We start from the raw sequence: 20,650 nt of genomic DNA, 5'->3' as shown, positions 1-20,650 counted from the left end.
GGTCATGATCGCCTATCTCGGCCGCCGGCTGATCCAGTCGCTGCTCATCCTGCTTGGCGTCTCGCTGATCACTTTTGCGCTGCTCTACCTCTTGCCGGCCGACCCGGTGCGGCAGATCGCCGGCCGCAGTGCCACGCCGCAGACGGTGGAAAACATCCGCCAGCAACTCGGCCTCGACCAGCCTTTCGTGGTCCAGTACTGGCACTATCTGACGAAGCTACTCAGCGGCGATCTCGGCCGCTCCTACATCCAGCGCTCGGAGGTCACCGAACTCATCGTCTCGCGGCTGCCGGCCAGCCTGCTTTTGATGGTCGGCGCCATCCTTTGCGAATTGCTGATCGGGCTCTCGATGGGGCTGATCGCCGCCGTCAAGCGCGGCTCCGCCACCGACCAGACCCTGATGGTGGCCTCCTTCGTCGGCGTCTCGGCGCCGCAATTCGTCGTCGGCTTGTTGCTGCTCTACGTCTTTGCCGTGCGGCTAAGCTGGTTTCCGATCGGCGGCTACGGCACATGGCGCCATCTGGTGCTGCCGTCGCTGACCATGGGCATACTCGGCGCCGGCTGGTACGCGCGCATGATGCGTTCGTCGATGATTGACGTCCTGCGCCAGGATTATGTCCGCACGGCGCGGGCCAAGGGCCTGGCGCGCAGCGCCATCATATTCCGCCACGCACTGCCGAATGCCATCCTGCCGGTCATCGCCATGATCGGCATCGACATCGGCATCTTCATGGGCGGCATCGTCGTCGTCGAAAGCGTGTTCGGCTGGCCGGGTATCGGTCAGCTGGCGTGGCAGGCGATCCAGCGCGTCGACATTCCGATCATCATGGGCGTCACGCTGGTCTCGGCCTTCGCCATCGTGCTCGGCAATCTGCTCGCCGACATCATCGCGCCGTTCATCGATCCCCGCATCAAGCTCAGATGAAAATGAAACAGAGAAAGGGAACACAACAATGAAAAAGTTTCTCGCATCCACAGTCGCGGCATCGGCCTTGGCCCTCATGCTCGGCATGACAAGCGTCCGCGCCGAAGACACGGTCGATCCCAACGCCAAGCAAGGCGGCGCCATCACCATCACCTACAAGGACGATGTTGCGACCCTCGATCCGGCGATCGGCTATGACTGGCAGAACTGGTCGATGATCAAGAGCCTGTTCGATGGGCTGATGGATTACGAGCCGGGCACCACCAATTTGAAGCCCGATCTGGCAGAAAGCTACGAGATTTCGCCCGACGGCCAGACCTTCACCTTCAAGCTGCGCCATGGCGTGAAATTCCACAATGGCCGCGAGATGACGGCCGACGACGTGAAATATTCGCTCGACCGCGTCACCAATCCGAAGACGCAGAGCCCCGGCGCCGGCTTCTTCGGCTCGATCAAGGGCTATGACGATGTCGCCGCCGGCAAGGCCGAAGGCCTGTCCGGTGTCACCGTCGTCGACCCCTACACGGTCAAGTTCGAACTGACCCGGCCCGACGCCACCTTCCTGCATGTCATGGCCATCAATTTCGCCCATGTCGTGCCGAAGGAAGAGGTCGAGAAATATGGCGCCGATTTCGGCAAGCATCCGGTCGGCACCGGCGCCTTCAAGCTCGCCGAGTGGACGCTGGGACAGCGCATCGTCTTCGAGCGCAATGCGGACTATTGGCACAAGGGCCTGCCGCATCTCGACAAGATCACCTTCGAGATCGGCCAGGAGCCGATCGTGGCGCTGCTGCGCTTGCAGAAGGGCGAGATCGATGTTCCCGGCGACGGCATTCCGCCGGCCAAGTTCCAGGAGGTGATGGCCGATCCCGAGCAGAAGGCGCGTGTCGTCGAAGGCGGTCAGCTGCACACCGGCTACGTCACCATGAACACCACCATGGCGCCGTTCGACAATGTTAAGGTGCGTCAGGCCGTCAACATGGCGCTCAACAAGGCGCGCATCATCCAGATCATCAACGGCCGCGCCGTGCCGGCCAACCAGCCGCTGCCGCCGTCGATGCCGGGCTACGACAAGGACTACAAGGGTTATCCCTATGACGTAGCCAAAGCCAAGGCGCTGCTGGCCGAGGCCGGTCATGCCGATGGTTTCGACACGCAGCTGTTCGCCATGAACACCGATCCCAACCCGCGCATTGCCCAAGCGATCCAGCAGGACCTGGCGGCGATCGGCATCAAGGCCAGCATCCAGTCGCTGGCGCAGGCCAATGTCATCGCCGCCGGCGGTGACAAGGCCGGCGCGCCGATGATCTGGTCGGGCGGCATGGCCTGGATCGCCGACTTCCCCGATCCGTCGAATTTCTACGGCCCGATCCTCGGCTGCGCCGGCGCGGTGCCCGGCGGCTGGAACTGGTCGTGGTATTGCAACAAGGATCTCGACGCCAAGGCGGCCGAGGCGGATTCGGTGGTCGACCCGGCAAAGGCCGGCGAACGCGACAAGATGTGGAGCGCCATCTACGACAAGGTGATGGAAGACGCGCCCTGGGCGCCGGTCTTCAACGAACAGCGCTTCACCATGAAATCCGCGCGCATGGGCGGCGCCGACAACCTCTATGTCGACCCGGTCCATATCCCGATCAACTACGACAATGTGTACGTAAAAGATGTGCAATAACTGCGACTACACCATCCATGGGCGCCACCACCATTTCGGCTGGGACAATTCCTTTGTCCCGGCCGAGCGGGTGGCGCCCGGCGCGACCATCGAGTTCCAGTGCCTCGATGCCGCCGGCGGCCAGCTGAACGCCGACAGCACGGTTGCCGAAATCGCCAAGCTCGACTTCGCCGGGGTCAACCCGGTGACCGGGCCGATCTTCGTCGAGGGCGCCGAGCCGGGTGACGCGCTCAAGGTGACGATCGAGATGTTCAAACCGTCCGGCTTCGGCTGGACGGCGAACATTCCGGGTTTCGGCCTGCTCGCCGACGACTTCACGGAACCGGCGCTGAACATCTGGAAATACGATGCAGCCGCGCTCGAACCGGCGCTGTTCGGGAAAAACGCGCGCGTACCACTGAAGCCGTTCGCCGGCACCATCGGCAATGCGCCGGCTGAGATGGGGCTTCACTCGGTGGTGCCGCCACGGCGGGTCGGCGGCAATCTCGACATCCGCGATCTCGCTGCCGGCACGACGCTCTATCTGCCGGTTGAGGTGGCCGGCGCGCTGTTCTCGGTCGGCGATACGCACGCCGCACAAGGCGATGGCGAGGTCTGCGGCACGGCGATCGAGAGCCCGATGGACGTCGTGCTCAAGCTCGACCTTGTCAAGGACGCCAGGCTGAAGACGCCGCGCTTCACCACCGCCGGTCCGGTGACGCGCCATCTCGACGCCAAGGGCTATGAGGTGACGACGGGTATCGGGCCGGACCTGATGACCGGCGCCAAGGAGGCGGTGGCGCAGATGGTCGATCTGCTTGCTGGGCGGTATCAGATCGATCCGGTCGAGGCCTATATGCTGGCCTCGGTGTGCGGGGACCTGCGCATCAGCGAGATCGTCGACATGCCGAACTGGGTGGTGTCGTTCTATTTTCCGCGTTGCGTGTTTGAATGACGGTACGTCGGCGCCGCACCCCCACCCCGCTGCTTCGCAGCGACCCTCCCCACAAGGGGGAGGGTAAAGCGCTGCCACCCTACCTCCCCCTTGTGGGGAGGTCGGACCGGAGGTCCGGGTGGGGGTCAGCGCCAAGGTTTGTGCGAATGGTGCGACGGAACCAATCCGTCGCAGGGCTCCACCCACAATGACCCTCGCCGACAACCCCATCCTCTCCATCGCCAACCTCTCCGTCAGCGTGCGCGGCGAGGACGGCGAGCGCGATGTCGTCTCCAACCTGTCGCTGACGCTGGCGCGCGGCGAGACGCTCTGCATTGCCGGCGAATCCGGCTCCGGCAAGTCGATGACCGCGCTGGCGATCATGCAGCTTTTGCCGCAGCCGGCGGCGCGCATATCGTCAGGCATGATCCGTCTTCGGGATGGGAATCGGGGCGACACCGACCTAGCAACCCTCGACGAACGCCAGATGCGGCGCATTCGCGGCGACCGCATCGCCATGATCTTCCAGGAGCCGATGACCTCGCTCAACCCGGTTCTGTCGATCGGCCGGCAACTCACCGAATCAATCGAGGCGCATACCAGCCTGTCGTCGGCGCAAGCCCGCCGGCGCGCCATCGAGGCGTTGAAGGCGGTGCGCATTTCGGAGGCGGAAAGCCGGTTAAAGCAGTTTCCGCACGAACTCTCCGGCGGCATGCGCCAGCGGGTGATGATCGCCATGGCGCTGGCGCTCGAGCCCGACGTGCTGATCGCCGACGAACCGACGACGGCGCTCGACGTCACCGTGCAAGGCGAAGTGCTGGAGCTGTTGCGCGACCTGCAGCGCCAGCATGGCACCAGCGTCATCCTGATCACCCACGATATGGGCGTGGTTGCCGAAATGGCCGACCGGGTCATCGTCATGCGCGACGGCCGCATGGTCGAAGAAGGCACGACATCGGATATTTTTGTCCAGCCGCAGGCCGACTATACGCGCGAACTGCTGGCTGCCGTGCCGCGCATCGGCAGTGGCGTCGGTCGACAGAAATCCAGGGATGCGATTGACGTCTTGAAACCGGCCAATGTCGCCGAGATCAACGACCTGCATGTCCGCTTCGATCTGCGTGGCGGCATCTTTGGCCAGGTCACCCGCCGCGTCCACGCCGTCGAGGGCGTCAGCTTCTCGATCGCGCCCAACGAAACGCTTGCTCTGGTCGGCGAATCCGGCTGCGGCAAGTCGACGACCGCCAAGGCGCTGGCCGGACTGGCGCCGTATAGCGGCGACATCGTCATTGGCGGGCGCAATCTCTCCGGTCTTGGCCGCGACGAGCGCAAGGCGGTGCGCCGTGACGTCCAGATGATTTTCCAGGATCCCTTCGCTTCGCTCGATCCGCGCATGCGCGTCGGCGAGCTCGTCGCCGAGCCGCTGGTGATTCATGGCATCGCCTCCAAGGACGAGCGCCGCGAACGAGTGGGGGCGCTGTTCGAGCGCGTCGGCCTGTCGGCCGACCAGATGGAGCTTTACCCGCACGAATTCTCCGGTGGCCAGCGCCAGCGCGTCTGCATCGCCCGAGCGCTGGCGCTACGACCAAAACTGATCATCGCTGACGAAAGCGTCTCCGCGCTCGACGTCTCGGTGCAGGCGCGTGTGCTCGATTTGCTGAAGGAATTGCAGCGCGAATTCGGCGTCGCCTATCTCTTCATCTCGCACGACATGGCGGTGGTCGAGAACATTTCCGACCGCGTTGCCGTCATGTATCTCGGCCAGATCGTCGAGATGGGCACGCGCGACCAGGTGTTTTCCAACCCGCGCCATCCCTACACCAGGCGGCTGATCGACGCCGTGCCGGTGCCCGATCCGGCGCAGCGCAGAACGCGCTTCGCGCGCCTCGACCAGGAAATCCCGAGCGCCACCCGCAGGATCGGGGAGGCGCCGCTGAAGCTGGCGCTGAACGATGTCGGCGGCGGCCATCTGGTTGCTGCGGAAAGCTGAGCCCGCACTGGCTGGCAGCTGTTCTTTTACTTTGTTGAGTACAACCAAGAACTGCCGTCTCGGGTTTACCGCGTCTTAGGTGGACGGCGGCCACTATACGGTCGGAGTTCTTGCCACGGGGAAAAATAGTGCTCAAGGCGGTTCTGCAGCTGCTGCCGGGTCGGTTCATGGATGTGCGCATGCGCGTATCCGCCGACTACGAGACGCGTGTCGTGGAGCGGCCCGGGCGCTGGATGAAGGCGGCCGAGCTGGAGCAGTTGAGCAGCGATCTGCGGCTGGTGGCGTCGAAGACGCTGAAAGTCGGCAGCCTGACCTACGGTGTGTTTTCCGGCGACCGCAGCCGGCTGGAACATTCCATCATCACCATCGTCTATCGCCGCAGCGACGGGCGGCCGATCGCCTTCAACGCGCTGGCGCTGATGGAGATTTCGCTGGCCGGCAAGCCCTATGAAGTCTTGCACCTCGGTCTGGTCATGATCGATCCGGACGAGCGCAGCCGCGGTCTCAGCTGGATCCTCTACGGCCTGACCTGCTTCCTGATGTTTTTGCGCAACCAGTTCAGGCCGATCTGGATCTCCAACGTCAGCCAGGTGCCGGCCGTCGTCGGCATGGTCGCGGAGGCGTTCAGCAATGTGTTTCCCGGACCGCATGCCGGCGCGCGGCGCTCGCTGACCCATGTGCTTCTGGCGCGGCAGATCATGGCGCGGCACCGCCATGTCTTCGGCGTCGGCCCCGAAGCGGGTTTCGACGAAGAGCGTTTCGTCATCACCAATGCCTATACGGGCGGCTCGGACGATCTGAAGAAAACCTTCGACGAGACGGCCAAGCACCGCGAGGAGACCTTTAACGAGTTCTGCCGCAAGGAACTCGACTACGGGCGCGGCGACGATGTGCTGCAGATCGGCCAGATGAGCTTCCAGTCGGCGCGCACCTTTCTCGCCGACACGGTTCCGCGCCGCTCGCTTGCAGCACTTGCCGTGGCCGGCGCGGCCGCCACGCTGCAGCGGCTGGTGCTGCCGGTGGTTCACTGGGCCGATAGCACCCGCCAATGGAATGTGCTGAGACCATGGACACGCTGATGGCTTCATTCGTGGCGTCTCGGTTTATCCGCAAGCTGATGGCAGCCGGCCGATGATGAACCTCGACGGCACGCTCGTCGCCGACACCATCACCTCGCTAGCGGCGCTGGTTGGCCTGCTTGTCGTGATATCGATCATAGGCGGGCGCGACACGGGCGATCCGCTGTCGCGGCGCTTTCTATTCGGCCTCAAGGTGCTGGCAGTGCTGCTTGCCTGCCGCATCCTCGACTGGACCACGGGTCTTGCCTTTTTCCGGTTCGTCACCATCACGGCGGCGGGTCTGCTGCCGCTGGCCGCACTGCTGCTGACCGAAGGCCTGCTGCGCCGGCACGCGCCGTTCGCTCTCAAATTGTTCGCCGCCGGCGGTGCCCTGCTGTTCTTCCTTCTGGCGCCGATCCCGGCACGTTTCGCTGAACCATGGCGAATGGCGGTACTACTTGCCTTCCAGTTCGGAGGTTTTCTCGCCATCGGCTGGCTGGTGATGACGCGCGATCGCGACAGCCTGTCGGCGGCCGAAAACCGCACGGTCGAGCGCATGGCGCTGTCGCTGCTGTTGATCATTCCGTTCATGGTCACCGACTACCGGCCCGGCCTGTTCGAAGTGCCGGTTCGGCTTGGCGGCATCGCCATCCTGTTCCTGTGCTGGCTGACGATCGGCCTTGGACGCGCCAGCCTCGGCCATCGCGACACGATCGGCGCCTTTACCGTGATTACGCTGAGCTCGGTTTTCGCCGGGCTGGCGCTGGGCGGCATCGACGATCTCGGCTGGCGCGGCAGTGTGCAGGGCGTGGTGATCGTGCTGTCGGCGACGCTGCTGGCAGTCATCTACAATGACAGCGTCAGCCTCACCGCGGAGAAGCGCCGCGACTCGTTGCTGAAGCATATGGCCGAGGGCGACCTCACCGATTCGGCGCGCTTCCTGCGCGGCCTGCAGAGCCATATCCTTGTCGACGGTGCGCTGATCCTGCCGGCAGGGGACCTCGGCGACTTCGACCTGAAGGTGCTGGCCCGTGCACTGGAGCAGGAGCCCGTGCGCTCGCTCGCCGATACGCAGCCGGGGGCGCCAGTCGACCAGGATATACGCGAGCAGCTGGCATGGCTGTTCGAGAAATTTGAGGCGACCCATGTGCTGCTGGCGACGCTCGAGCCGTTGACCGTGGTGGCGCTCAACATGCCGGCGCTGGCATCGTCGCCGGGCGTGGAAATGGAGCTGCGGGCAGTCCAGCGCATGGCGATGCTGATCTCGCAGCGGCATGCGAAGGGTTGATCATCTGAACGGGCCGGCTCTTGCGTCGGCCCGTTGCCGTAGCCGGGTCAGGCGGCCTTGGTCTTCAAGGCCTCTTCGTCGCGCACCATTTTTGTCACGGCGGCGAAGTCGAGCTTGCCGGAGCCAAGGACCGGTACCTTTGAGACCACCCGCACTTCGGCCGGGACCATCAGGTCCATGGCGCCGTTGGCCTTGGCGTAGGCGAGGAATTCCGCTCGTGTGGCGCCGGATGCCTCAGTGATGAGGATCAGCTTTTCGCCCTTGCGCGCGTCGGGCACCGTGGCGACCGCCGACAGCGAGCCCTTCCACAATTCGCCGGCCAGCGCTTCGACAGCGGCGAGCGAGATCATCTCGCCGCCGATCTTGGCGAAGCGCTTGGCGCGGCCGCGAATGGTGATGAAGCCGCCTTCGTCGATAGCGACGACGTCGCCCGTATCATGCCAGCCGTCGTCGAGCGGTTCGAGCACGCCGGGCTTCTCGGCCCGGAGATAACCGGCCATGACATTGGGGCCGCGCACGAACAGCCGGCCGCCTTCGTCGACGCCGGGGACCGGATCGAGGCGGTATTCCATGCCGGGCATGATCTTGCCGACGGTTCCGGAGCGATTGTACATCGGCGTGTTGATGGAGATCACCGGCGCCGTCTCGGTGACGCCGTAGCCCTCGAGGATGCGTAGGCCGAACTTCTCCATATAGGTCATGCGCGTCGCTGTCTTGACCGGTTCCGCGCCGGCAAAGCAATAGCGTATCGAGCGGAAGTCGTAGGGGTGAGCGGTGCGCGCATAGCCGGAGAGGAAGGTGTCGGTGCCGAAGATGATCGTCGCGTTCGAGCCGTAGATCAGTTCCGGCACGAGGCGGTAGTGCAGCGGCGAGGGGTAGAAATAGACCGGCACGCCGGAGATCAACGGCAGCACCGTGCCCGCGGTCATGCCGAAGGAGTGGAAGATCGGCAGCACGTTGAACACCTTGTCGCCCGAATGGAAGTCGATACGCGACGCCGCCTGGGCGGCGTTGGCCAGGATGTTGCGGTGGCTCAGAACGACGCCCTTCGGCGTGCCTTCCGAACCCGAGGTGAACAAGATCACCGCCGCATCGCCGGGCTTGCGTTTCGCGCGCGGCGTCGACTTGCGCAGCAAGCCGAGCAGCTTATCCTTGAGACTGATGGTCTTTCTGAGATCGTCGAGCCACACGATGTCGACCGAGCGACCGAGTTCCTCGACTACAGCGCCGAGCTTTGCCTGTTCGACGAACGCGCGGGACGTCAGCACGGTGCGGACTTCGGCGGCCTTGCAGGCGGACAGAATATTGGCAGCACCTGCGGTGAAGTTCATCATCGCCGGAACCTTGCCGGCGGACATGACGCCGAGCAGCGTCGCGCAAGAGCCGTTGGCGTTGGGCAGCATGATGCCCAGCGTCTGCTGGTCGGCATAAAGGTTCTGGAACTTCTCACCAAGCACGGCGGCAGCCGTGAGCAGCTTGCTGTAGCTGAGAGAACCGGTGACCGGATCCTGAACTGCGAGCTGATTCATGCCGCGTTCGTTCGCCGTCTCGATGATCTTTTCCAGTACGGTCTTGTCGATGTCCTGGGTGCGGAAAACGAGATCCGACATCACCTGGTAGAGCGCGGAACCCGCCGCGGCGCGGCGCTTGCGGCCCTTCAGCTCTTGCGGCACCTCGAGCTTGACCGGTTCCAGAATGGTCACCTTGACCTTCGGGAACAGGCGGCGGCGCACATGCTGCGAGCTCAACCGCGAGAAGTAGGTCTTCTCCAGCCCGTCGATGCGCACCGGCACAACCATCGAGCCGGTCTTGTCGGCAACCATGGCGGCGCCGTCATAGACCTTCATCAGGCCGCCGGTCACCGTGATGCGTCCCTCCGGGAAGATCACCAGCGGATCGCCGCCCTGCACGATCTTGATCAGCGTGCGGGTCGACATCGGCTTGGCCGGGTTGAGCGGCAAAGCGCGGGCAAGTTTCATGAACGGCTTCATCCACCAGGCCTGGGCAATGGTGTAGTCGATGGCGAAGACCGGCTCCTCATCGGTCAGCGTCAAGGCGAGCGGACCGTCGAGGAAGCTGACATGGTTGAGCGCCAGGATCGGCGCCTTGCCGGCCGCCTTGAGGTTTTCCATACCCTCGACTTCGAGGCGCAGGAAAGCGCGGAACAGGATGGAGACGAAGTCACGGAAGGGGTTCGTCGGCAAATATTTCAGCATCAGCCAGGCGGCAATCGCATTGGCCGCGACGAGGCCGAACAGGATGCCGCCGGTCGAGACCTTCGTCTGGATCAGGGCCATGATGATGCCGCCGCCAGTCATGAAGCCGGCATTGACGATACTGACGGCGGCGACGACCCGGGCGCGCCGCGCTTCGGGCGACCAGGCCTGCACGGCGGCGAAGGTCGGCACCACCAGGAAAGCGGCTGCAATGGCCATGCCGGCGAGGTCGATGGCGACGCGGATCGTGTTTGGGCCGGCGAAGAATGCGCCAAGGGTTTCCGCCTGGGGCGACGGCGTCATGCCGGAGATGGTCCAGGCGAGATGCAGGCCGAACAGGGCGAGCAGCGCCGTGCCGACCGGTGCCGGCAACAGCACGATGCGGCCCTGCGACATCCAGGCGGCGATGGCCGAACCGATGGCGATCGAGACGGCGAACACGGCGAGGTAGACGGTGACGGCCATTTCGTTGCCGCCGAGCGAATCCTTGATCAGGACCGGCAGGAGCGAGAGCACGATGGCGCCGATCAGCCAGAACCACGACGTCATCAGGCCGGCGCGCCAGATGCGCGTGTCGGTGCGCAATTCGGCGACCTGGCGCCAGGTCGAGCGGAAGATGTTCTTGTCGATGACAAGGTCGGGCGCCGCCGAACCGGTGGACGGGATATAGCGGCTGACGAGCCAGCAACCGACGGCGAGCGCCATCATGATCGGTCCGAACACCGCGACGCCGATGCCATCGGCGGAAACGACGCCGCCGGCTATGGTGCCGCCGAGAATCGCGGCAAACGTGGCTGACTCGATCCAGGCGTTGGCCTTGGGCAGTTCCTTGCGTTCGAGGTGATCGGGCAGGATTCCGTATTTGATCGGTCCGAACAGCGCCGAGATAACGCCGAACATCAACAGCGCCGTCATCAGCACGGGAATGGACGACAGGGCGATGCCGACGACGGAGACACCCGCCGCGGCGATCTCGGCGAATTTCAGACGCTTGGCTATGAGAGCCTTGTCGAAGCGGTCGGCGAGCTCGCCGCCGAGCGCCGACAGGAGCAGGAAGGGGGCCATGAAGACGGCGCCCGCCAAGGTGACCAGTGATGCCGCCTGGTCCGCCGCCAGCGTGAACAGAATAAGGAACACCAGCGTGTTCTTGAGGAAATTATCGTTGAAGGCGGACAGGAACTGCGTCCAGAACAAGGGCGCAAAGCGCCTGGAGGTCATCAGATGAGCTGTCGGTCGGTTGATCGGGGCGATTTCCATAGCGGCGACTTCCATTGGGCAAGACCGGTGAAAATCCTGACTGGATTGATCAGCGGTCTTGCGCGTTGAGCCTTGTTTAGCGGGAACCCGGTTACACTTCGTTACTGCGGCTGACTTCCATCAGCAACTTCTCGGTCTTGGCGTCTTCCAGCCGGTTGATGAAGCGGCTTGCCTCTTCCGAGTCGCGCAGCGTCTTGGTGATGGTGATCGAGGTGTGCACGAGCATGATGGCGGCCATCGCATAAAACCCCTTGGCGGCGAAGCTCGCCTCCATGAAGTAGATGCCGCCGGCCATCATTGTGGCGGCAACGGCGAAACTGGCCATGGTGAAGGTCTTCCAGGCGCTTGAGTCCTTGGGGGAATAGGTGTTCGGGGTCATCGATATGGTCCTTTCGTTTCAAGGTTAGGTTGGTTGGGCGTGGGTCTGTTTGAGGCTGGATACAATCAGGCCGGATACAATCAGACTGGATAACAATCAGGCCGGGTACGATCAGGCCGGCTTGGTCATGGTCTTCGTGAGCCGTTCGAGCACGGCGTCGGCGCTGCTTCTCAGCGGCGCGCCGCAGCCGGCGGCCGCAAGCTTCTCTGAGACCGCGGCAGGATCGCCCGACTGTTCCATCTCGGCCATGGCGGCCGCGGTGGCGTCGATCTGCTTTTGCCTGGTGCGCAGGCGCAGCAGCGTCTCCTCGGCGTCCCTGAGCGCCGACAGGCTGGAGCCGGGCGCGCTTTCTCGCAGGCGCTGGGTCGAGTCGACCGCGGCAACGATGCGCTGGCCGCGCTGCAATTCGCGCAGGCGCATTTCGGAGACGCGGATAATCCGCTTGAGACGCTCGATCTCGGTGCCGAAGCTTTTCTGCGCCTCGGCGGAGGCGTCGCGTTCGGCTTCCAGCATGGCGATGGTTTCGGCGGCTTCGCGGGCCAGTTCATTCTGTCCCTGCTCGATCGCGGCGATCGTGCGCTTCTCCAAATCGTCGATGCGGAGGACAAGCTTCTTGAACTGCGCGACTTCCTGTTCGTTCTGGGCGATGGCAATTGCAACCGCCCGGCGGGCGGCCGCGATAGCGTCGGCGCAATCGCGGATCTGCTGGCGCAGGATTATCAGCGCGTTGCGGTCGACGACCGCCTCGGCGGCTTCGTAGCTTCGGCCGCGAACGAGAGCAAAAAACTGTTTCAACATTTCCGTTTCTCCTCTATGAACGTTGTTCACGACACAACGTAGCACATTGTGAACGGCGTTCAAGGAGAAAATGAACGGTGTTCATGAATTGCGCATAAGGAAGGTTAATGACCGCAAAACGGGACGCCAAACGCGAGGATCTCAAAGGCAGGCTGATCGAGGCCGCGCAAGCGCGCATCCAGTCCTTGGGGCTCGCCGGGCTGCGTGCACGCGACATCACGGCCGATGCCGGCTGCGCGCTCGGCGCGCTCTACACGGCCTTCGCCGACCTCGACGAGCTCATCCTGCACGTCAATTCGATCACGCTGGCAAGACTTGGGGCGGCGTTGGAACAGGAGGCGACCGCCGCCGCCGAGCCAAGGGCCAAGCTGAAGGCACTGGCCAAGGCCTATCTCGGCTTCGCCCGCGGCAACCGCATGGCGTGGAAGGCGCTGTTCGAGCATCGCATGGCGCCAGGCGTGGCGGTGCCCGGATGGCATCTGGCCGAACATGCCGTGCTGATCCAGCATCTGGTCGAGCCGCTGGCGGCGCTGCTCCCGGCGGCGGCAACGCCGGAGCTTTTGGCCCGCGCGCGCACGCTGTTCTCCGCCGTGCATGGGATCGTCGCCATCTCGCTCGAAGACCGTTTCATTGGCCTGGCGTCCACCGATCTCGAAAGTGAGCTGCTGGGTTTCGTCGACACGCTGGTGAGCGGGCTGGAGACGGAAAGGGAATGAACTGCTGCGATCGGCTCTTGCTTCACGGCACTCTGCCCTTATGAAGATCGTGGCGGGGACTGGCCGGTTGATCCAGGCCGGCTGAGACTGTTGGGGGATACCCGGTGACAATCGATCAGAACCGCCGGTTTCAACCCGAAATACAAGGGTTGCGCGGACTGGCCGTCGCTCTGGTCGTCGTCTTTCACCTGTGGCCCCATGCTCTTCCCGGCGGATATATCGGCGTCGACGTCTTTTTCGTCATCTCTGGCTATCTGATCACCGGCCTGCTGGCGCAGATGGCGCTGCGCGACGGTCGCGTCTCGCTGATCGAATTCTATTCGCGACGGGTGCGACGGTTGTTGCCTGCAGCAACCTTGGTGCTGCTGGTGGCATTGCTGGGCACGCTGCTTTTCATCTCAAAGGCGCGCTGGGAGGAAATAGGCAACCAGATCGTGGCGAGCGCTCTTTATGTCGAGAACTGGCGGCTGGCCTCGATTGCCGTCAGCTATCTCGAGGCCGACACCTTGCCGAGCCCGGTGCAACACTACTGGTCGCTTTCCATCGAAGAGCAGTTCTACATCGCCTGGCCGTTGGTGATGATCGGCGTGATCTGGCTGGCGCGCCGCCGTGACCTTCCGCTGAGGGCCTGCTTGATCGGGGCGTTGTCGCTCATTTTCGCGGCATCACTTGTTGCCTCTGTGGTTTTGACGGCGACGGATCCGGCCCAGGCCTATTTCGTCAGCCATACCCGCCTGTGGGAATTGGCGCTGGGTGGTCTGCTGGTGCTGACCGAACACCAGTTTCGACTGGCGGCACTCACTAGACAGTGGCTGGCGATCGCCGGCATCCTGGGCATCGTTGCGTCCGCCTTGCTGTTTTCCGCTGCAACTCCATTTCCCGGCGTCAGTGCGTTGTTGCCGACCTTGGCCACAGTGCTGGTCATCCTGGCTGGCGAGGTTGAAGTCGGCCGGTTTCGTGGGCTCGATTCGTTGCCACTTCGTTTCATCGGCGATCGCTCCTACTCGGTCTATCTATGGCATTGGCCGCTGATCACCATCTTCCAGGCGCAGGGTCATTCGCTGACCCTTGCCGGCGGCTTCGGCCTGATTGCGGCGACCCTGCTTCTATCGGATCTGTCCTATCGATATGTTGAGCAGCGCTACCGGCAAGCTCGGGGCGGCGCCTGGTGGAAGCCGCTGGGATACGGCACCGCGGCGGTTCTCACATGCGTGGCCGCATCCGGCAGCCTGCTGCTCTTTCTGAAGACCGAACGCATCGACACCGCGCTGATCGGCACGCCTTCCTACCCCGGGCCCGCCGCTCTCGTCTCCGGCGCCGTGGTCCCGGACGGTGTGAACCTTCTGCCGCCGCTGGCCCGGCTGAGGCGGGACGTGCCGGTCGTGTATGCAAGGAAGTGCCACCAGGAGGAAAGCTCGGAGCCCAAACGATGCTCTCTAGGCGATCCCACGGGTGCGAAAACAATGGTTCTGGTGGGAGATTCTCATGCAGCCCAGTGGGTGCCGGCACTGGACAAGATCGCAAAGGACCGCAACTTCAAACTGGTTACCTTTACAAAATCCGCCTGCCCATTCACCCGCGTGGCCATCACGGCGAATGGCAAACCCAACGTCTTATGCGCGCAGTGGCACGAAAAGGTGCTGGCCGAGATCCTAAAGCTGAAACCGGATCTGATCTTCACCAGCCAGTCCAATTACGGAGCGGTTCAGCAAGACGTGATGATCGAGGGGCTGCGAAGTCTCTGGGGCGGGCTGACGGACGCCGGCTCGCAAATCGTTGCCATCCGCAACACGCCCTATATGAAATTCGACCCGGGCGATTGCCTGAGTTCGACCCCAACGAAATGCGTCACCAAACTGAGCGATATTGAGCGGAGCAACGTGTTGGCGCTGGCCGCGGAAGGACAGAAAAATGTGCGCGCCATCGATATGCTCGATGCCATTTGCGGGCCGCAACTATGCCCGGCAGTTGTCGGCAACATCATCGTCTGGCGGGACAGTCATCATCTGACCGCCAGCTACTCGCTTGCCCTGGCGCCCTATCTCGCAGCGAAGGCGGGGCTTTGACGAGACGTCTCGGAACTTAGATGTGTCGACAGGCAGGAAAATTCCGCTGGTGGAGCTGAGGAGGATCGAACTCCTGACCTCGTCATTGCGAACGACGCGCTCTCCCAGCTGAGCTACAGCCCCGTCCAGCGGATGGCGCATTTATCGAAGGCTGCGGTTTCCTGTCAAGGCGGGGTTTTGCCGAAATCCCTTGTGCCCGGTGCTTGTAGGCGACCGGCCCTTGCCGGTTTCGCGCGCAATGGCTACATGTCGACAACAATCGGAGACCGGCATGCTCGCCCTCATTCAAACAATCGTCATGGCGCTGGACCTGTACTGGTGGGTCATCATCGCCTCGGCGATCTTCTCCTGGCTCTATGCGTTCAACGTCGTCAACTCGCGCAATCAGTTTGTCGGCAGCATCGGCAACATGCTCTACCGGCTGACCGAGCCGGCGCTGCGGCCGATCCGTCGATTCATGCCCGACCTCGGCGGCGTCGACATTTCGCCGATCATCCTGCTTCTGCTCCTGTTCTTTCTCAGGCAGCTCATTCTCACCACGATAGCGCCGCTGGTCCTGTGAACCTGACGATGGCATGAGCGCGCCATTCCGCTTGCGCGCTGACGGCATCGACCTGTTTATCCGGCTGACGCCGAAGTCTTCTGTGGACAGGCTCGAAGCCGTAGAAACATGGGCCGACGGGCGCAGTCATTTGAAGGCGCGCGTGCGCGCCGTGCCGGAGAATGGCGCGGCCAATGCGGCGCTGGAACGGCTGGTGGCCAAGGCGCTGGGCGTTCCGGTATCGGTCGTGTCGGTCATTGCAGGCGGCACGGCGCGGCTGAAGACGGTGCGTGTGGTTGGCGAACCATCGACGCTGGTGAAGAGCATCGAGACACTGGCCGCCGGATAATCCTCAATCCCCCAGCGGCAATTTCGGATCGTCGACCTTCAGCGTGTTCACGCTCTGCTTGATGCGGCGCAGGTTTTCGAGAACCCTGGGTCCGCGCGTCTCGGCCACGGAGGTGACGATCATGTCGACGATCGACAGCAGCGCGTAGCGCGAAGAGGTCGGCTTGTAGATGTTGCCGTCTTCCAGCGACTGGAACTGGATGACGGTATCGGCGGCCTTGGCCAGCGCTGATTCCGGCGGGGTTACGGCGATGGTGGTGGCGCCATATTGCTGGGCCACCTGAACGGCGTCGATCACCGAGCGCGCATAGCCGGACACCGAGAACGCGATCAGCGTCGTCTCCGATGTGGCGACCGCGGCATACATGCGCTGCAATTGCCCGTCGATCTGCGCCAGCACCGGCACGCCGAGCCGAAACAGCCGGTTCTGCATCTCGGTCGCCATCATCGAGGAAATGCCGCCGGAGCCGATGCACAGCACATTGCCCGAACTGACGATGCGCGCGGCCACGCCCACCAGCGTCTTCATGTCGAGGTTTTCGCTGGCGCGCTGGATGGCGGCGATTGCCGCTTCGGTGATGGCCGACGCAATGCGCTGCTCGCGCGCGTCGCGGTTCAGCGGTTCGGGCGACAGATACTGGCCGCCAATGGCAATCGCCTGCGCCAGGTAGAATTTGAAATCGCGCAGACCCTCGCAGCCGAGATTGCGGCAGAAACGGGTGACCGTCGGCTCGCTGACGCCGACGCGCGCGGCAATTTCCGAGATTGCCGCCTTGGAGGCGAAGTCGAGATCGGTCAGCACGAGGCCGGCCAGGCGGCGGTCCGATTTGGTGCCGTCCTGCGACATCAGCTGCAGGCGCGTGATGATGTCGGCCGGCGTTTTCATTTCTGGGTTGTCGTCTTCATCGTGGTGTTTTCGTTTTCATGCCGGAGCTCTCATAGCGGCAGGCCTGTCGCCGTGTCGAACAGATGGATGTTTGCAGGCGCGACCGAGACCGGCAGCATTTCACCCGGCTTGACCTGTATCCGATCGCGGAACACGGCGCGCACCGTGTCAGCGCCGATGGCGCCATAGACATGGGTTTCCGAGCCGGTCGGCTCGACGACATCGACCTTGATCGCCATCGCGTCGACAGCCTCGCCGATGACGAAGTGTTCGGGCCGTATGCCGGCCTCGACCGTGCTGCCAGCCGGCACCGTCTTGCTGCCGAGCGCCAGTCGCCCTCCGCCGGCCGATTCGAACCAGCTTTTCTCGGGCGTCGTCTTCAGGGCGCCGGAGACAAAACTCATCGACGGCGAGCCGATGAAGGAGGCGACGAATTTGTTGGCGGGACGGTCGTAGAGTTCCAGCGGTGCGCCGACCTGCTGGATCTTGCCGCGATCCATCACCACGATGCGGTCGGCCATGGTCATGGCCTCGATCTGGTCGTGGGTGACGTAGACGATGGTCGATTTTAGCCGCTGGTGCAGCGCCTTGATCTCGGTGCGCATCTGCACGCGCAGTTGCGCGTCGAGATTGCTGAGCGGCTCGTCGAACAGGAACACCGAGGGTTCGCGCACGATGGCGCGGCCCATGGCGACGCGCTGGCGCTGGCCGCCCGACAACTCCCGGGGATAGCGGTCGAGATAGGAGAACAGGTTGAGGACGCCGGAGGCCTTTTTCACCTTGTCGTCGATTGCCGTGCGGCTTTCGCCGCGGATCTTTGGGCCAAAGCCGATATTGTCGGCCGCTTTCAGATGCGGAAACAGCGCATAGGACTGAAAGACCATTGCAATATTGCGCTGCTGTGGCGGCAAATCGTTGGCGCGCATTCCGCCGATCAAGAGGTCGCCTGAGGTGATCGGCTCCAGCCCGGCCAGCATGCGCAGCAAGGTCGACTTGCCGCAGCCGGAAGGGCCGACCAGCACGACGAACTCGCCGCTCTTGATGTCGAGGCTGATGTTTTCGAGGATCTTGTGGCGTCCGAAGGATTTCGACAGGTCGCGGAACTCGACATCGGTCATGGTCAGGCTCCCAATATGTCGTCGATGAAGGGCAGGAAGCCGGCGGTCAGTCCAGCGTCGACCGGCACCACCGCGCCGGTTATCCCCGATGCGCGATCCGAAACAAGGAAGGCCACTGCTTCGGCCACTTCCGTGGCGTCGACGATGCGGCCGAGCGGATAGAGCCGTTTGAGCTTGCCGAGAACATCCGGGTTCTTGGCCAGCCGATGGTCCCATGCGGCGGTGCGGATCGAGCCGGGGCAGACGACATTGGCGCGCAGCCCGTTGCGGCCGAGTTCCACAGCGACCGCTTTGGCATAGGCATTGATGCCGGCCTTGGCTGCGGCATAGGCCGGGTTGCCGAAGTGGGCGATGGCGTTGACGGAAGAGATGAAGACGACGCTGCCCGAACCGCGCGCGGCCATCGCCTTGATCAGTGGATCGGCGAACAGCATCACCCCGGTCAGATTGAGGTCGAGCTCATGCGTGATCTTGTCGGGGGTCAGGGCTGCAAGAGTCTCGGCGCGCGTCCAGCCGGCATTGTTGATCAGGATGTCGGGCACGCCGTCTTTCCCGAGGATCGCCGTGATCGCGGCATCGGTGGAGATCCGGTCGAGAAGGTCGAAGACGTGGCGCGACGCCAGATGCGGACTGCCGAGCTGGTCTTGCGACTGGTCGCAGCCGACGACGCGCGCGCCTCGTTCGGCCAGCAGCGCCACAATAGCCGAGCCGAGCCCGCCGCCGGCGCCGGTCACCAGCACGGTCTTGCCCGCGAATTCGGCCGTTGAAACCACCCTGCGCGCCTCCCTGGGATCCACGATAGTCGGAAAACGCTATTTTAGGAAATGTAATTAAGCAACAGGATAATCCGCTTGCACAGCGTGAAATGAAGGATAATGTAGGAAAGTCACATTAAGCCTTGGTCGCCTGGAAGCCGCAAGAGCGCAGGCGCAATCAAATGGGAGAGATCGAATGAAGCTTGCAAAATGGACTGTCGGCCTGATGGCCGGAATGAGCCTGCTCGCCCTGGCCGCGCAGGCAGATGCCGGCGAGGTGCGCGTAACCGTCGCCGAATACAGCGCCAAGACCGGCCCGTATTTCGAAGCCGTGAAAAAGGAATTCGAGGCAGCCAACCCGGGTATCACCGTCAAGTTCGAAGTTGTGCCGTGGGACGTGCTGCTGCAGAAGCTGACCACCGACATCACCGCCGGCACCAATGCCGACCTGTCGATCATCGGCACCCGCTGGCTGATCGATTTCGTCCAGCAGGATGTCGCCGAGCCGCTCGACGGCTACATCAAGCCAGACTTCAAGGACCGCTTCATCGACACCTTCCTGTCGCCGTCGATCATGGAGGGCAAGACCTACGGCCTGCCGATCGCGGCCTCGGCGCGCGCCATGTACTACAACAAGGAATTGTTCGAGAAGGCCGGAATCGCCAACCCGCCGGCAACCTGGACCGAGTTGCAGGAGGATGCGCGCAAGATCAAGGCGCTGGGTACCGGCACGTTCGGCTTCGGCCTGCAGGGCAAGGAGATCGAGACCGACGTCTATTACTACTATGCGATGTGGTCGCAAGGCACCGAGATCCTCAACAAGGATGGCACGTCGGGCCTCGGCACGCCCGGCGCGCTCGAAGCCGCCAAGCTCTACAAGTCGATGATCGACGAAGGCCTGACGGAACCCGGCGTCACCTCCAACAACCGCGAGGACGTCCAGAACCTGTTCAAGCAGGGCAAGGTCGGCATGATGATCACCGCGCCCTTCCTGTCCAACCAGATCAAGGACGAGGCGCCGAACCTGAAATATGGCGTGGCCGCTATCCCCGCCGGACCGACCGGCGCGCGCGGCACGTACGGCGTCACCGATTCCACCATCATGTTCAAGAATTCCAAGAACAAGGATGAGGCCTGGAAGCTGCTCGACTTCCTGTTCACCACCGAACAGCGCGCCAAGTTCACGCAAGGGGAAGGCTTCCTGCCGGTGAACAAGGAAGAGGCCAAGATGGACTATTACGTCAACAATGCCGATCTGGCAGCGTTCACCGCGCTGCTGCCCGACGCCCGCTTTGCGCCGGTCATCCCCGGCTGGGAAGAAGTCGCCCAGATCACCTCGGATGCCATGCAGAAGATCTATCTCGGCGGCGACCCCGAGGCAGGCTTGAAGGAAGCGGCTGCCAAGGCCAACGCCGTGATCAAGAAATAGGGCGTATCTCCCTGCGCCCGGCGCGCCCCTGAGATCGGGGCGCGCCACACTTTCCTCTCCCTCCGGAGGGGGAGAGGTGGCTCGGCGAAGCCGAGACGGAGTGGGGGAACCACCTGGCAACCGCCGCGAACGGACATAGGAAGGGCAATAGGGGCAAACATCACCTCGCCTTGCGCCCCAAGGGTCGACATCCACTCCGTCGACCCCCCCCCCCCCGCCGGGGGGGGGGGCCCCCAAAACCCCCCCCCCACCCGGGGGGGGCGGGGGGAGCCCCGCCACCCCGAGCGGGGGGGGG

The 20,650-nt window shown here is 63.5% G+C and carries 17 protein-coding genes and 1 tRNA gene; 11 read left to right on the top strand and 7 right to left on the bottom strand.

The annotated features are described in order from the left end of the window. The first annotated feature begins 4 nt into the window (after nucleotides 1–4). The 6 genes from NKH54_RS25455 to NKH54_RS25430 all read left to right on the top strand — a co-directional run bounded on the left by NKH54_RS25455 (nucleotide 5) and on the right by NKH54_RS25430 (nucleotide 7,846). Nucleotides 5–925, top strand: coding sequence for an ABC transporter permease (locus tag NKH54_RS25455; RefSeq protein WP_023693234.1), 921 nt, complete (start codon nucleotides 5–7; stop codon nucleotides 923–925). Between the two features lie 76 nt (nucleotides 926–1,001). Beyond that, entirely contained in the window at nucleotides 1,002–2,597 is a 1,596-nt protein-coding gene (locus NKH54_RS25450) for an ABC transporter substrate-binding protein (protein ID WP_460221783.1), read from the top strand. Beyond that, nucleotides 2,587–3,531 carry an acetamidase/formamidase family protein gene (locus NKH54_RS25445; RefSeq protein WP_023693232.1) on the top strand — a complete coding sequence of 315 codons (945 nt, stop codon included), beginning with the start codon at nucleotides 2,587–2,589 and terminating at the stop codon, nucleotides 3,529–3,531. Before NKH54_RS25450 ends, NKH54_RS25445 begins: the two co-directional genes overlap by 11 nt. Before the next feature lie 187 nt (nucleotides 3,532–3,718). Beyond that, nucleotides 3,719–5,500 (top strand): ABC transporter ATP-binding protein, encoded by a 1,782-nt coding sequence (locus NKH54_RS25440; protein WP_023715886.1) that lies wholly within the window; start codon nucleotides 3,719–3,721, stop codon nucleotides 5,498–5,500. A 128-nt stretch (nucleotides 5,501–5,628) separates the two neighbouring features. Next, nucleotides 5,629–6,579, top strand: coding sequence for a hypothetical protein (locus tag NKH54_RS25435; protein WP_031196424.1), 951 nt, complete (start codon nucleotides 5,629–5,631; stop codon nucleotides 6,577–6,579). A 52-nt stretch (nucleotides 6,580–6,631) separates the two neighbouring features. Further along, a complete protein-coding gene (locus NKH54_RS25430) occupies nucleotides 6,632–7,846 on the top strand; it encodes a hypothetical protein (RefSeq protein WP_023668596.1) in 1,215 nt (404 codons plus the stop codon). Between the two features lie 47 nt (nucleotides 7,847–7,893). On the opposite strand, the gene NKH54_RS25425 is transcribed toward NKH54_RS25430, so the two are convergent. From NKH54_RS25425 to NKH54_RS25415, 3 genes are all read right to left on the bottom strand, one after another. After that, on the bottom strand, nucleotides 7,894–11,319 hold the full coding sequence (locus NKH54_RS25425; RefSeq protein ID WP_353029247.1) for an acyl-[ACP]--phospholipid O-acyltransferase: 3,426 nt from the start codon (nucleotides 11,317–11,319) through the stop codon (nucleotides 7,894–7,896). Between the two features lie 91 nt (nucleotides 11,320–11,410). Next, on the bottom strand, nucleotides 11,411–11,698 hold the full coding sequence (locus tag NKH54_RS25420; RefSeq protein WP_023668598.1) for a YiaA/YiaB family inner membrane protein: 288 nt from the start codon (nucleotides 11,696–11,698) through the stop codon (nucleotides 11,411–11,413). 111 nt (nucleotides 11,699–11,809) lie between these two features. Further along, nucleotides 11,810–12,496, bottom strand: a complete 687-nt coding sequence (locus tag NKH54_RS25415; protein WP_023681449.1) for a PspA/IM30 family protein — start codon at nucleotides 12,494–12,496, stop codon at nucleotides 11,810–11,812. Nucleotides 12,497–12,603: 107 nt separating this feature from the next. Between NKH54_RS25415 and NKH54_RS25410 the strand changes: the two genes are divergently transcribed. Then, on the top strand, nucleotides 12,604–13,212 hold the full coding sequence (locus NKH54_RS25410) for a TetR/AcrR family transcriptional regulator (protein ID WP_023681448.1): 609 nt from the start codon (nucleotides 12,604–12,606) through the stop codon (nucleotides 13,210–13,212). A gap of 104 nt (nucleotides 13,213–13,316) precedes the next feature. Next, entirely contained in the window at nucleotides 13,317–15,278 is a 1,962-nt protein-coding gene (locus tag NKH54_RS25405) for an acyltransferase family protein (protein ID WP_084633816.1), read from the top strand. Nucleotides 15,279–15,325: 47 nt separating this feature from the next. Here the strand turns inward: NKH54_RS25405 and NKH54_RS25400 are convergent. After that, nucleotides 15,326–15,401, bottom strand: a tRNA-Ala gene (locus NKH54_RS25400). Between the two features lie 148 nt (nucleotides 15,402–15,549). On the opposite strand from NKH54_RS25400, the gene NKH54_RS25395 reads away from it, so the two are divergent. Both NKH54_RS25395 and NKH54_RS25390 read left to right on the top strand, forming a co-directional pair. Continuing rightward, a complete protein-coding gene (locus NKH54_RS25395) occupies nucleotides 15,550–15,840 on the top strand; it encodes a YggT family protein (RefSeq protein ID WP_023668602.1) in 291 nt (96 codons plus the stop codon). Between the two features lie 13 nt (nucleotides 15,841–15,853). Further along, nucleotides 15,854–16,168: a DUF167 family protein gene (locus tag NKH54_RS25390; protein ID WP_023681446.1), complete on the top strand. Its 315-nt coding sequence runs from the start codon at nucleotides 15,854–15,856 to the stop codon at nucleotides 16,166–16,168. 3 nt (nucleotides 16,169–16,171) lie between these two features. Here the strand turns inward: NKH54_RS25390 and NKH54_RS25385 are convergent, their stop codons facing one another. From NKH54_RS25385 to NKH54_RS25375, 3 genes are read right to left on the bottom strand one after another with little or no spacing between them, the layout of a single operon-like run. Beyond that, the gene (locus tag NKH54_RS25385; RefSeq protein ID WP_023681445.1) at nucleotides 16,172–17,053 is read right to left on the bottom strand and encodes a MurR/RpiR family transcriptional regulator; all 882 of its coding nucleotides are present in this window, start codon (nucleotides 17,051–17,053) and stop codon (nucleotides 16,172–16,174) included. 50 nt (nucleotides 17,054–17,103) lie between these two features. Continuing rightward, on the bottom strand, nucleotides 17,104–18,171 hold the full coding sequence (locus tag NKH54_RS25380; RefSeq protein ID WP_353029246.1) for an ABC transporter ATP-binding protein: 1,068 nt from the start codon (nucleotides 18,169–18,171) through the stop codon (nucleotides 17,104–17,106). 2 nt (nucleotides 18,172–18,173) lie between these two features. Continuing rightward, the gene (locus tag NKH54_RS25375) at nucleotides 18,174–18,944 is read right to left on the bottom strand and encodes an SDR family oxidoreductase (protein WP_352543867.1); all 771 of its coding nucleotides are present in this window, start codon (nucleotides 18,942–18,944) and stop codon (nucleotides 18,174–18,176) included. A 178-nt stretch (nucleotides 18,945–19,122) separates the two neighbouring features. Between NKH54_RS25375 and NKH54_RS25370 the strand changes: the two genes are divergently transcribed. Further along, nucleotides 19,123–20,355: an ABC transporter substrate-binding protein gene (locus tag NKH54_RS25370; RefSeq protein WP_353029245.1), complete on the top strand. Its 1,233-nt coding sequence runs from the start codon at nucleotides 19,123–19,125 to the stop codon at nucleotides 20,353–20,355. The last annotated feature ends 295 nt before the right edge of the window (nucleotides 20,356–20,650 follow it).

It is taken from the genome of Mesorhizobium sp. M1004, from assembly GCF_040318795.1.
In the GTDB taxonomy this organism is placed as follows: Bacteria; Pseudomonadota; Alphaproteobacteria; order Rhizobiales; family Rhizobiaceae; genus Mesorhizobium.
This window is presented reverse-complemented; position numbering and strand designations above follow the sequence as displayed.